The 11,707-nt window shown below is 69.6% G+C and carries 11 protein-coding genes; 5 read left to right on the top strand and 6 right to left on the bottom strand.

Annotated features, from left to right (window positions below; genetic code table 11):
* Positions 1-27: 27 nt before the first annotated feature.
* Positions 28-1,239, top strand: coding sequence for an amidohydrolase (locus EV186_RS11540; RefSeq protein ID WP_133849231.1), 1,212 nt, complete (start codon positions 28-30; stop codon positions 1,237-1,239).
* Here the strand turns inward: EV186_RS11540 and EV186_RS11535 are convergent.
* Positions 1,208-2,683 (bottom strand): leucyl aminopeptidase family protein, encoded by a 1,476-nt coding sequence (locus EV186_RS11535; RefSeq protein ID WP_133849230.1) that lies wholly within the window; start codon positions 2,681-2,683, stop codon positions 1,208-1,210. The two genes, EV186_RS11540 and EV186_RS11535, sit on opposite strands and share 32 nt — an antisense overlap.
* Before the next feature lie 121 nt (positions 2,684-2,804).
* On the opposite strand from EV186_RS11535, the gene EV186_RS11530 reads away from it, so the two are divergent.
* Both EV186_RS11530 and EV186_RS11525 read left to right on the top strand, forming a co-directional pair.
* Positions 2,805-3,269 (top strand): RidA family protein, encoded by a 465-nt coding sequence (locus EV186_RS11530; RefSeq protein ID WP_208115568.1) that lies wholly within the window; start codon positions 2,805-2,807, stop codon positions 3,267-3,269.
* Positions 3,270-3,275: 6 nt separating this feature from the next.
* On the top strand, positions 3,276-4,388 hold the full coding sequence (locus tag EV186_RS11525) for a pyridoxal-phosphate dependent enzyme (RefSeq protein WP_133849229.1): 1,113 nt from the start codon (positions 3,276-3,278) through the stop codon (positions 4,386-4,388).
* A gap of 99 nt (positions 4,389-4,487) precedes the next feature.
* On the opposite strand, the gene EV186_RS11520 is transcribed toward EV186_RS11525, so the two are convergent.
* Both EV186_RS11520 and EV186_RS11515 read right to left on the bottom strand, forming a co-directional pair.
* Positions 4,488-4,937, bottom strand: a complete 450-nt coding sequence (locus tag EV186_RS11520) for a hypothetical protein (RefSeq protein ID WP_133849228.1) — start codon at positions 4,935-4,937, stop codon at positions 4,488-4,490.
* A gap of 43 nt (positions 4,938-4,980) precedes the next feature.
* Positions 4,981-5,841, bottom strand: coding sequence for a hypothetical protein (locus EV186_RS11515; protein WP_133849227.1), 861 nt, complete (start codon positions 5,839-5,841; stop codon positions 4,981-4,983).
* Positions 5,842-5,964: 123 nt separating this feature from the next.
* Here EV186_RS11515 and EV186_RS11510 point away from each other — a divergent pair, with 123 nt between their 5' ends.
* Positions 5,965-6,717: a response regulator transcription factor gene (locus EV186_RS11510; protein ID WP_133849226.1), complete on the top strand. Its 753-nt coding sequence runs from the start codon at positions 5,965-5,967 to the stop codon at positions 6,715-6,717.
* A gap of 210 nt (positions 6,718-6,927) precedes the next feature.
* A complete protein-coding gene (locus tag EV186_RS11505; protein WP_208115567.1) occupies positions 6,928-8,454 on the top strand; it encodes a PLL family lectin in 1,527 nt (508 codons plus the stop codon).
* A 59-nt stretch (positions 8,455-8,513) separates the two neighbouring features.
* On the opposite strand, the gene EV186_RS11500 is transcribed toward EV186_RS11505, so the two are convergent.
* From EV186_RS11500 to EV186_RS11490, 3 genes are all read right to left on the bottom strand, one after another.
* Positions 8,514-10,166, bottom strand: coding sequence for a PLL family lectin (locus EV186_RS11500; protein ID WP_208115566.1), 1,653 nt, complete (start codon positions 10,164-10,166; stop codon positions 8,514-8,516).
* 150 nt (positions 10,167-10,316) lie between these two features.
* On the bottom strand, positions 10,317-10,568 hold the full coding sequence (locus tag EV186_RS11495) for a hypothetical protein (protein ID WP_133849225.1): 252 nt from the start codon (positions 10,566-10,568) through the stop codon (positions 10,317-10,319).
* A 111-nt stretch (positions 10,569-10,679) separates the two neighbouring features.
* The gene (locus EV186_RS11490) at positions 10,680-11,585 is read right to left on the bottom strand and encodes a C1 family peptidase (protein WP_133849224.1); all 906 of its coding nucleotides are present in this window, start codon (positions 11,583-11,585) and stop codon (positions 10,680-10,682) included.
* Between the last annotated feature and the right edge of the window lie 122 nt (positions 11,586-11,707).

Below are 11,707 nucleotides of genomic sequence, written 5' to 3'. Positions count from 1 at the left end.
AGGCCAACCCGCTGCCGGGAACAGGTGATGGCGCTGTCCGTAGACATCCCAGCCAAGACAGCAGCCGCCCGCTCCGATGACCAGCTGCGGATGCTGGTCGAGCTGAGGCGCGAGCTGCACGCGCATCCCGAGCTGCCATGGCAGGAGCACCGCACGACCGAACTCGTCGCCGCGGTGCTGACTCGCGCGGGTCTGACCCCACGCGTGCTGCCCGGCGGAACGGGGGTGCTGTGCGACATCGGACCGGCGCCCGCACGCGTCGCGCTGCGGGCCGACATCGACGCGTTGCCGATTCCGGACACGAAGGACGTCGAGTACCGGTCGACGGTCGCGGGGGTCGCGCACGCCTGCGGTCACGACGTCCACACCGTCGTGGTCCTCGGCGCCGGGCTCGCCCTCGCTCGACTGGCCGCCCGTGGCGAACTCCCGCACGGGGTGCGACTGGTCTTCCAGCCCGCCGAGGAGGAGTGGCCGGGTGGTGCCGTCGACGTGATCAAGGCAGGCGGCCTGGACGGGATCGAGGAGATCTACGCACTGCACTGCGATCCGTCGATCGAGGTCGGCGGCATCGGGCTGCGGGCCGGGCCGATCACCGGCGCCAGCGACCACCTCGAAGTGCGGCTCACCGGCCCGGGCGGCCACAGCGCCCGGGGACACCTGACCGCCGATCTGGTCGCCGCCCTCGCCGCCGTCGTATCGCAGGTGCCCGCGGTGCTGGCCCGCCGCGTCGATCCCCGCGCGGCGTTGATCCTCGTCTGGGGGCACATCGCGGCGGGGTCGGCCCCGAACGCGATCCCCGACTCCGGCGTCGTGCGTGGCCGGCTCCGGACGCTCTCCCGTCCGGTGTGGGAGTCCTTGCCGCCATTGGTCGACGAGCTGATCCGCTCCGTCGCCACCCCGTACGGCGTTGGCGTCGAGATCTCGCACATCCGAGGCGTGCCACCGGTGGTCAACGACGCGGCGTGCGTCGGCCGCCTCGACGCCGTCGTGCGTTCCATGGCGGGCGTCGACGTGCGCGAGTGCGAGCAGAGCCTCGGGGGCGAGGATTTCGCTTGGTACGTCGACCAAGTGCCCGGCGCCCTGGCACGGTTGGGGGTTCGCGAGCCAGGTGTCCCCGCGGCTGCTGATCTGCACCAGTCGGGCTTCGACGTCGACGAGCGGTGCATCCCCATCGGCGTGGATGCGCTCGTCGGGGTCGCGCTGGACGTCAGACCCGCTCGGTCCGCAGGAACTCGATGAGGGCTCTGGTCGCGGTGCCGGTCGCGCCGGCCGCCCAGACGTCGTCCGCGCGGTTGCGGAACACCGTCGCGGCGATGTCCAGGTGCGCCCACGGCGTGTCCGCGACGAACTCGCTGAGGTAGAGCCCGGCCCAGATCGCTTTGTGGTTCCAGAACTTCGACATGTCGGCCTGGTGGTTGCGCAGGTCCGCGACCTCGGATCGAAGGTTCTTCCGGTAACCCTCCCAGAGCGGGAGTTGCCAGCCGGGGTCGCCGGTGGCCGTCCCGGCCCGCAGCAATGCGTCCACAAGGGACTGTGAGGAACCCATGATCCCCCAGATGTCGGGACCGAGCCCAGTGCTGCCGGTGAGCGTCGCGACGTCCACGATCCGCGCGGGCGTCGCCTCGCGGGCATAGGCGAGTGCGTCGGCGAGGACGAGCCGGCCCTCGGCGTCCGGGTTGACCACCTCGCAGGTGCGGCCCCCGCGGTGGCGCAGGACGTCACCGGGGCGCTGGGATCGCGGGCCCAGCGCGTTCTCGGCGCACGGCAGGTAGACGCGAAGATGCGTGTCGACACCCAACGCGCGCACCGCGGTCAGCGCCGCGAGCACCGCGGCCGCGCCGCCCATGTCGTCCTTCATGGTGACGATCGCGTCCAGCGAGCCCTTGAGCGTCAGGCCGCCGCTGTCGAACGTGATGCCCTTGCCGACCAGTGCCGTGGCCGGCGCCGCCGGGTCGCCGGACTCCAGGCACACCAGGACCGGCGGGTTGGCGCTGCCGGCGCCGACACCGAGGATCCCGCCGAACCCACCCTCCTCGAGTTCGGCCACGCCGAGCTCGCGGTAACCCAGGCCGAGTTCGCTAGCCTTCTCCGCGCAGATCCCCGCGAACGCCGCCGGGGTGAGGTCGGCGGCCGGGGTGTTGGTGAGGTCGCGGGCGAAGTTCGTCGCCGCGCCGATCACGGCCGCGGTGTGGACGACATCGGGATCCGAACCGGGCAGGACGACGCGCTCGACGCCTGGTCCGGTGTCGGCCGAGCGATACCGGTCGAAGCGGTACAGGCCGATGGCCATGGCCTCGACCACGACCCGGGTCGGGTCCCAGCCCGGCGTCACCACACGGTCGAGCGCGCACACCACGACCGGCTGATCGAGCAGCCGCGCACAGCGCATCGCGGCCTCGCGCAGGTCGGCGACGTCCGTGACGTCCGTGGCGTCCGGGCCGCCGACGCAGACGAGCAGCAGGTCCGGGCACGCGATGCCGCCGGCGGACGGCACCCAGCAGTGATCGCCGGCCCGCCGAAGCCCGCGCCTGGCGACCAGCGCCCGCAGGTCGACCCCGGTTGCCGCACCGATTTCCGCCGTCACCGGCGGGAGCGGCGAGAGCGGCTCAGCGGGGTGGACGGGCAGGACCAGCACATCCCCAGCGGTGGCGACGATCTCGTCCGGGGATGCCTCGAACCTCATTGCCCGTCCATTCAGCCGGCGCGGGTTAGACGCTTAGTCCAGCTCCTTGACGGTTAGTCTGAGGCTCACTAGCGTCGAGCGTCAAGCCCGTGCCCCCGAGACAGCAAGGGAGGTGATGGTGGTGTCCACCCCGGTGAACCCGGTTGACGCGCCCAAGCCACTGCCGTCTCCGCTAGCCCCGTTCGCGCGGTACCTCCCGTTCAAGCGGATCGGGCGGCAGATCCACGTCTCCGGCCAGGTCGCGGCGCGTGAAGGCACTTTCGTCCACCTCGGCCGGCTCGGCGGGGAACTCACCCTGGAGCAGGGACAGGAATGCGCGAGGCAATGCGCGCTCAACGTTCTTGCGTTGCTGCGCCAGGAACTCGGCGACCTCGACCGGGTCCAGGAGATCCTGAAGGTCACGGCTTTCGTCGCCAGCACAACGGACTTCCGCGACCACCACATCGTCGCCAACGGCGCGTCGAGTGCGTTCATCGAGTACCTGGGCGAGCGCGGCGAACACGCCCGATCGGTGGTCGGCGTCGCCTGCCTGCCGATGAACTCACCGGTCGAGGTCGAGGCGCTCGTCCTCGTCGAGGAGGACTGAGCACCCGTGGACGGACCTGATCTTCGCTGTTCGGTGTGCGACGTCGTCGCCGGTCCGCTCGACTGGAACTGCAAGGCCTGCGGGGGTGTGCTCGACGTCGACGCCGAGCACCTGAGGCGGACGCGGCCTTCCACGGCGCTGCTCAGCGAACCGGCCCAAGGCGTCTGGCGCTACCTGCCGTGGTTACCCGTGTCGGAGGTGCTGTCCCTGGGGGAGCCGACGACCCCGCTGGTGCGGGCCCGGGTCGGCGGCGCACACGTGACGCTGAAGCTCGAAGGTGCCTTGCCGACCGGGTCTTTCAAGGACCGCGGCAGCGCGCTGATGGTGCGCTGGCTCGCCACGCACGGGGCATCGGAGGTCGTCGTGGACTCCTCCGGCAACGCCGGCGCCTCGCTGGCCGCGTATTCCGCGTCGGCCGGGTTGACGTGCCACGTGTTCACCCCGCGCGCGTCCGCTCGCGCGAAGCTGGCCCAGATCGCCGCGTACGGCGCCGTGCTGCACGAGGTCGACGGGAACCGGGAGGACGTCACCAACGCGGCGATTTCCTGGGCAGCGGACGGTTTTTACGCGTCGCACTGCTGGAACCCGATGTTCGTCGCCGGCATGGAGACCTTCGCCTTCGAGGTGTGGGAACAGTTCGGGCACGACGTCCCCGACGCGGTCGTCCTGCCGGTCGGCGCGGGGACCCTGCTCCTCGGTGCCGCGCGTGGGTTCGCGGCACTGCACGAGTCCGGACTGGCAGCCAGGGTGCCCAAGATCTTCGGGGTGCAGTCCACGGCGTGCGCGCCGCTGGCGACCGCATGGGCCGCCGGTTCGCCGGAGCCCGCCGAGGTCGCTTTGGAGCCGACCCTTGCGCAAGGCATCTGCACGCGCCGGCCACCACGCGGGCGTCAGATCATCGAAGCCGTGACGGCCAGCGGCGGCATGCTCGTCGCGGTCGACGACGACGCCTTGCGCCGATCGCACGAAGAGCTTGCCGCGCAAGGGGTCTTCGTCGAGTACACCTCCGCGGTCGCCACGGCCGGTCTGGTGCGACTGTTCGAGGAGGGCCACCTGGACCGGTCCGATCGGGTGCTGGTTCCCATCAGCGCCACGGGGTTGAAGACCTCGGGTACCTGAGCTCACGTGCGGATGCTGCGGCTCGACCTTTCCGTGGGCGCGGCGGCACAAGCTGCGCCGATCACCGGCGCGTGGACCGGTTGATCGGGAGGTCGAGGATCAGCCGGGAATCCGGGCAATCGTCGGATCGACCGCCACAACCCACAATGCCCGATGGCCGGTGTTCCCGATGGAGGCACCCAACCCCGCCATTACCCCGTTGCCCATGTCCTGCAGGACGATCACGTCATTGCCATTCCAGGTGACACTGTGGATGTGCAGCAACCCGTCCAGCGAAAGGGTGAAAGCGCTCGAGTCGCCGTGCGCGGCATCGAACGGCTGGATCGGACGACCGGCGATGCTCGCCTGGCGATCGCTGAAGAGCACGCTGGCCGGCGACGAGCCGATGGAGCCGTCACCGTTCTTCGTCAACGTGATGGCTGAATACGCCGCGACCGAACCGCTACCGGCATCCGCCGTACCCGATTGGGTCGCGGTGACTACCCCGGTCATGAAGTAACCGGCAGTCAAGTTCTCGCTCCAGCCGCGGATGAGATCTGCCGCAGTCATGAGATTCCCTCGGTTTCGTTGTTGGGTCCGGGCTTGACGATGGTCATGCGGACGCTCCAGCCTTGGTGAGCGTCAGTGATCCATTGCTGGACTCGGTTGAGGACAGGAACAAGTCGATCGCGTGCCCGTCGGAGGAGAGTCGCGCGTCGAAAGTGCCGCACTGTCCGCTGCTGGAACGCAGCGTGTAATGGTCGTGTGCGGGTTCGACGGTGCCGTGACAGTCGAAGCTCACGCCGGAGAAGCCGGGCACCTGCTGGCCCGGCACGCTGATCGTGACGTTCATGGTGAAGGTGAACGCGCCCTTGTCGTCCACGGTCAGAACCGCGGGGCCGACCTTGAAGCTGGGCGCCTGTTGGCCGGGGCGTTCCCATCGGCCCACGGCTGAGGAAAGGCTGACCTGATCGCCGGACGCGCTGACCACCGCCGCGGTGCCGCCGCCGAGCGCTACCACGAGCACGGCGATGCCGGAGACCAGGCCGCCCGTGCCGAACCTGATGCTCCCGATGCGGTACTGGCGGTTCTTGAAGTTGACATCACGTCCCGCGCGGATGTCGCGGTAGTCCCCGCGGTTGTCCATCCTCTGGTAGCGCGCGGCGGCGCCCTGGACGACGATGCCGGCATTGCGGGCGGCGGCGTCGAGCGTCTCGGCGAAGCTGCGGTCCGCGCCCGCCTCCCGCGCGACCAACTCGGTCGCTCGGACCTTGCAGCGCAGGTCAGCCGGGTTGTCGAGGAGTGACCTGAGCGCCTGCCGTCCTGCGGGGTGGGCTCGGAGTCGTCCCGCGATGACCCGATACACCCGGTCTACGGCAGCGTTCGCCAGCCGCCCCGCTGCGTCGGCGCCTCGGTGTCTGAGGTGCCGCGTCACCGTGTCCACGGCTTCATGGGCAAGGCTTTCGATGTCCATGGGTCCATTCGAATGCACAACCACGGCGTCTTGACAGTGGCCGTTCCGCCACCTTGACAATGGCCGGCGAGCGTGATCATGCGAGATAGTGGTGCGGATTTCTGACAGGTGGAGGAGGCCGGGGTGAACGAGGCGGAGCTGTTGCGCTGTGGACTCCTGGCCGGTGCCGCGATCGTCGCCGGCGAACCCTACGAAATGGCCCTCACCGACGGACTGCGCCGAACTGTCAGCGCAGATGTCGCCACGATCACGGTGTGGCACCGCGGTCGCGCCGGACTCCCCGAGATAACCGTGTCCGGTCAGGAAACGCCCCCTGCCGACGAACTGCATACCTGGACGACGGAGTTTCGCGGCCACCCATACTTCGCGAACCTGGTGACGACCGGCGACCTCAGCCCATACCGGACAAGCGACTTCTTGCCGTTCCACCGATTCCGGGACACCACGGTCTACCGACAGCTGCTGGCTCAATATGGTCTGCGCCACCAACTCGCAGCAACACTGGTATTCAGTGATCGCGAGCTGGTCTTCATGGGCTTGTTGCGGACGTTGCGCGATTTCTCGGATCGAGAGGTCGCTGCCATCGCTGCGGTGCGCAAGACGTTGTCCGCGGCGCTGGCATACGACGCCCAGGTAAGAGCGATCCAAGCCAGGATCCGGCGCGAGTCCCCAGCCGAGCGCACCCGCGCGCTGACCCTTACCGAACGCGAAACCCAGGTTCTGCAACTGGTGGCCGCCGGCTACACCAACGACCAAACCGCCATGCGACTTGGCATCGGTGCCCGCACCGTCCGCAAACACCTAGAGTCCATCTTCGGCAAGGCGCACGTCTCCAGCCGGGCGGCGGCTGTCGCATGGTGGCTGCACCGACAGTAACTCTCCACGACCCTCCACGATCGGCCGTGATCGATCACCGACGCGTGGACCGCGACGGCGATGGTGTCATCGGCGCGCACCACGGCTGCGGGCCGCTCCGGGTGTCGTGGCCGCGGACATGTCGGGCAGATTCGGCCGTCCGGGTGTGCGGGTTTCTATGAACATCTTTGTACATTGAAGCCATCCGGCCGCGTCGAGAGGGGCAACCCGATGGCTCACAAGAGCAGGCCGCTGCTCCTCGTCCTCGCCACCATCGCCGCGCTCGTGGTGGCTCCGGTCGCGGCGCCGCAGGCACACGCCGCTTCCGCCCGCGGTGGCCCGATCACCCGCAGCGAGATCATCTGGCGCGCCCAGTACTGGGTCGACCACCAACCCGGGCCCTACGACCAGGGCGCCTACTCACCCGGCCCCGGCGGCGACTACAACTACCGGCGCGACTGTTCCGGCTACGTCTCGATGGCCTGGCACCTCGACTCGAACCCCTGGACGGGCTCGCTGTGGGACAGCTACTCCTTCCCCATCGCGCGGGCGGACCTGCGTGCGGGGGACATCCTCGACTCCTACTACGACCACGTCATGCTCTTCGACCGCTGGCTGGACGCGGGCGGCCGCTTCTCCTACTACTCCTTCGGCGCCACGCCGGTGAAGCACCTGACCGCCAACATCAACGACGCCTACCTCGACGGCCACCCCAACGGCGACTACGGCGCGCGCCGCTACACGAAGGTGGTCGAGGACTCGGCGGTCAAACCGCACCCCTACGGTTCCGGGCGCGTGGTGTCCGCCCGCTCGGCGGACGGGCGGCTGGAGGCATTCGCGGCCGGGCCCGACGGGGTGTGGCACGCCTGGCAGACCGTGGCCAACGGCAACTGGTCGGCCTGGGTCGACGAGGGTGGTCCCGCGAACGCGCAACTGGCCGTCGCGCCCAATGCCGACGGACGGCTGGAACTGTTCGCCGTCAACGGCTCTGTGCTGCAGCACAAGTGGCAGAACGCCCCCAGCGGGCAGTGGTCGGGCTGGGCGGGCCTCGGTACCGGCGGCCACCGGATCGCGGCCGGCACCAACGCCGACGGGCGGATCGAGGTGTTCGCCTCCAGCGACGCCGGGGTGTTCCACACCTGGCAGACCGCACCCAACAGCGGCTTCGCCGCGTGGGAAGGCGTGGGCGGCCCCGCGTTCGCACGGCTGCAGATGGAGAACGCCCCGGACGGCCGGCTCGAGGTGTTCGCCTTGTCCGACACCACCTTCCGCCACCTCTACCAGACCTCGGTGAGCGGGCGGTGGTCCGCATGGGAGGACTTCGGCACCGGCGGGCACGACCTGGCGGTCAGCCACAACACCGATGGCCGGCTGGAGGTGTTCGCCGCCAACGAGAACGGCGTGTTCCACAAGTGGCAGACCAGCGCTACCACGTGGTCGGCGTGGACAGGCACGGGCGGCGGTGCGACCAACGCCGAACTGGCGGCGGCGCGGTCGGTGGACGGGCGGGTCGAGGTGTTCGCGATCAACGCCGCCACCGCGACGCACGTCTGGCAGACCGAGGTCAACGGCGCGTGGTCGGCGTGGGAGACCTTCGGCACCGGAGGCACCGAGATCGCGGCGAGCAACAACGCCGACGCTCGGATCGAGGTGTTCGGGACCAGCTCGGCCGGCGTGTACCACAAGTGGCAGACCGGGTTCAGCACGTGGTCGGACTGGGCTTGGTTGCAGTCCACGTCCGGGCCATCGATGGGGTGACACGACAAGAGCTGCCGCTTCGGGCGCGCGCGGCACCCGAAGCGGCAGCGTGACCGCGCTCAGGACATGGACGGACCGGCGGTGCCCGTCAGCCACGCCCAGTCCGACCAGGTCGAGAACCCGGTCTGCCACTTGTGGTAGACCCCGGCGGCGCTGGTGCCGAACACCTCGATGCGGCCGTCGGCGTTGTTGCCCGCCGCGATCTCGGTGCCGTCCGTGCCGAAGGTTTCCCACGCGGAGTACGGCGAGTCCACGCCCTGCTGCCAGGCGTGCTGGGCGCCGGAACCGTTGATGGCGAACACTTCCACGCGACCGTCGGCGGTGCGCGCGGTGGCGAGTTCGGCGTTGGCGATGCCGCCGGTGCCCGTCCACGCCGACCACGTGGTCTCGCTGGTCTGCCAGCGGTGCATCACGCCGGCCGAGCCCGTCGCGAACACCTCCAGCCTGCCGTCCTGGTTGTGGCTGACCGCGACGTCGTGCCCGCCGCCACCGAAGTCCTCCCACGCCGACCAGTCACCGCTCGCCGCGACCTGGTAGAGGTGACGGAAACCGGTGTCGGACAACGCGAACACCTCCAGGCGTCCGTCCTTTGCGGACTCCATGGCGAGTCGCGCGTCGGCCGGTCCGCCGAGCCCCGCCCAGGCCGACCACGTGTTGGCGCTGGTCTCCCACTTGTGGAAGACGCCGTTGGCGTTCGAGGCGAACACCTCGATGCGACCGTCGGCGTTGGCGCCCGCCGCGAGCCGGTACCCGCCGGTGCCGAAGGTCTCCCACGACGACCAGTTGCCGCTGGGCGAGGTCTGCCACATGTGCTGCGCGGTCGCGCCGGACAACGCGAACACCTCGAGCCGGCCGTCCGCGTTGGGGGCGATCGCGAGCTGTGCCTTCGCCGGGCCGCCCTCGAACCGCCAGGCCGACCAGTTCCCGTTCACCGCGGTCTGCCAGCTGTGGTAGACGCCGTCGGCCCCCGCGGCGAAGGTCTCCAGGCGCCCGTCGGCCGAGCGGGCCGACACCACGCGGCCCGCGCCGTACGGGTAGGTCCGGGTGGACTGGCCGACCCACAACGCGTTGGCGATGATCACCGCGTCGCCCGCCTCGACGCCGTAGCGGTAGCGGTACTGCTCGGCGGGGCGTTGCACGTCCGCGGCCACGTCGCCGATCGCCGCGTCGTTCCAGGAACCGTTGGGGTAGAACTGTTCCATCACGTCGAGGAACCGGTTGGTGGCATAGGTCGGGTCGATGCACTGGGCCGGCTGGCACCAGCCGGCGGACGGGCGTTGCTGGAAGAGGCCGAGCGAGTCGTGGTCGACGGCCTCGGAGTAGTTCATGATGCCGGTCTCGACGATCACCGTGGCCATCGCGATCGCCGCGGCCTTGGGGTTGAGACCGCGGTCGCGCACCGCGTCGACGACCATCCGGGCGCACGACATGCGGTAGGCGTCCAGGTAACCGGCCATCTTGTTGTGCAGCTGCGGGTTGAGCTGCGCCGCCATGGTCGCGTCCGCACCGGTCGGGCCGGCGGGGTCGCACGGCGCGGTGGCGATCGCCAGGTGCGCCTGCGGCCAGATCTCGTTGGGATCGCTGGGTTTCGGCTTCGGGTCGGCGCCCGCCACGGCCGCGGACGCCGCGAGGACGGCCACCGCCACGAGGAGCCCGCCGACGGCGGTGCGTCTGCCGAGCACGCGGCCGTGCTTGCGTTGGGACGGTTTCATGGGGGCCACCTCGCGATCCCTTGCAGGGTTTTCACGAACACTAGTGTTCGTGAAAACCTGCGCAACGGGCCGAACGGGTGAAGCCAGTGCTCCGCCCGCAGTGAGAGGGCAGGCCGTCGATCGCACGGATCGTGCGCAGGGCCGCCAGGATCACCTGCCGGCGGGGGACAGGTGACGGTCACGCAGCTCCAACTCCTGGCGCCGTCTCCTGAGCGCCGTGCGCAGCCGGAAGCCCACCAGCACGCACATCACCGTGATGCAGTGCGCGGCCAGGCCGTACGGCAGGCCGAGCGAGTGGGTGGGCAGGCACCCGGACGGGGAGGTCAGCAAGGCCAGCATCGGCGCCAGCGGCCATCGCCGGTTCGGGATGGGCCACCACGCTCGCCAGGCCTGCTCGCGCACGTCGAACAAGATAAAGCGCCGATCGTGCCGAAGCGAGCACCGAGACTGAGTTTGCCTGACGCCGGCCCGCACGGGTGTCCCGTGCGGGCCGGCGTCAGGCTCAGTCGAGGATTACTGCTGGACGAGCTTGCCGATGGCGTGGATCTCGTTCACGTCACCGGTGTCGAAGAAGCTCCACGGCACGGTGAAGAAGCCGCCGGCTCCCCACGACGTGCCCCAGCTGTTCTCGATCCGGACGCCGCTGGCGTTGTAGGACACGATGGTCACCTCGTGCCCGCCGACGATCTTGTCGCGGCGGCCGCCGGGCAGGTAGGTGTAGTTGGCCGCCGTGGTCGAGTTGAGGCTCATGAAGCTCTGGTGCACCTGGAAGCCGATGGCGACCGGCTCACCCTGGGAGATCGCGTTCATGATCGCGTTCTTGGTGGTCGAGCCGCCGCTGGTCGGCAGTTCCGTGTACCCCGAGATCTTGTAGTGCGCGGCGTTGGCGCGCTCGGCCGCGTCGGGCTGGGTGGTGTAGTCGAAATCGCCCTGCCAGTAGTCGGCCTTGGTGTCGATGCCCTGCTGCTGCTCCATCGGCAACGCCACCGACGCCCAGGTGCCCCGGTCCACGCCCTTGGCGATCTGGGAGTAGATGTACATGGGCGCCATGGGTGAGCCCGAGATGCCCTGCTCGTGCATCAGCAGGCCGATGCCGGTGTACCCGGTGGCCCAGGTGACGCACGAACCCACCTGGCCCTGGTCACCGGGTGAGAGCGCGTACTGGCTCAGGTCGTAGCTGCTGGGCGCCGCGCCCAGGCGGGGCCGCGGCGCTTGTGCGGTGTCGACCGCCTTCACCGCGTGGTTCTTCTTCGCCGCCCGCAAGCCGGCCAGGTCCAAGCCCATGCCGTGCTTGACCGGTGCGGCCTGGGGAACGGCCGCCGGTGCCTGGTGCGCGGACGCCTGGCCGGCGCCCAACGCCAAGGGGACGATCGCCGCGACCAAAAGCGCAGCGCCGACCGAGGTCTTCTTTATTTTCATTTCCACATCCGAACTCTCGATAAATGCAGGGACAGAGTTTGGAACGGTGCGCCGGAATTCGATGCCCTCGAAGGCGCGTGGAAACCGTATGTTCAGGTCAGCGGCGATCGGCACAGACGAAA

The sequence above is a fragment of the Labedaea rhizosphaerae genome (assembly GCF_004362825.1).
Classification (GTDB): Bacteria; Actinomycetota; Actinomycetes; order Mycobacteriales; family Pseudonocardiaceae; genus Labedaea; species Labedaea rhizosphaerae.
This window is presented reverse-complemented; position numbering and strand designations above follow the sequence as displayed.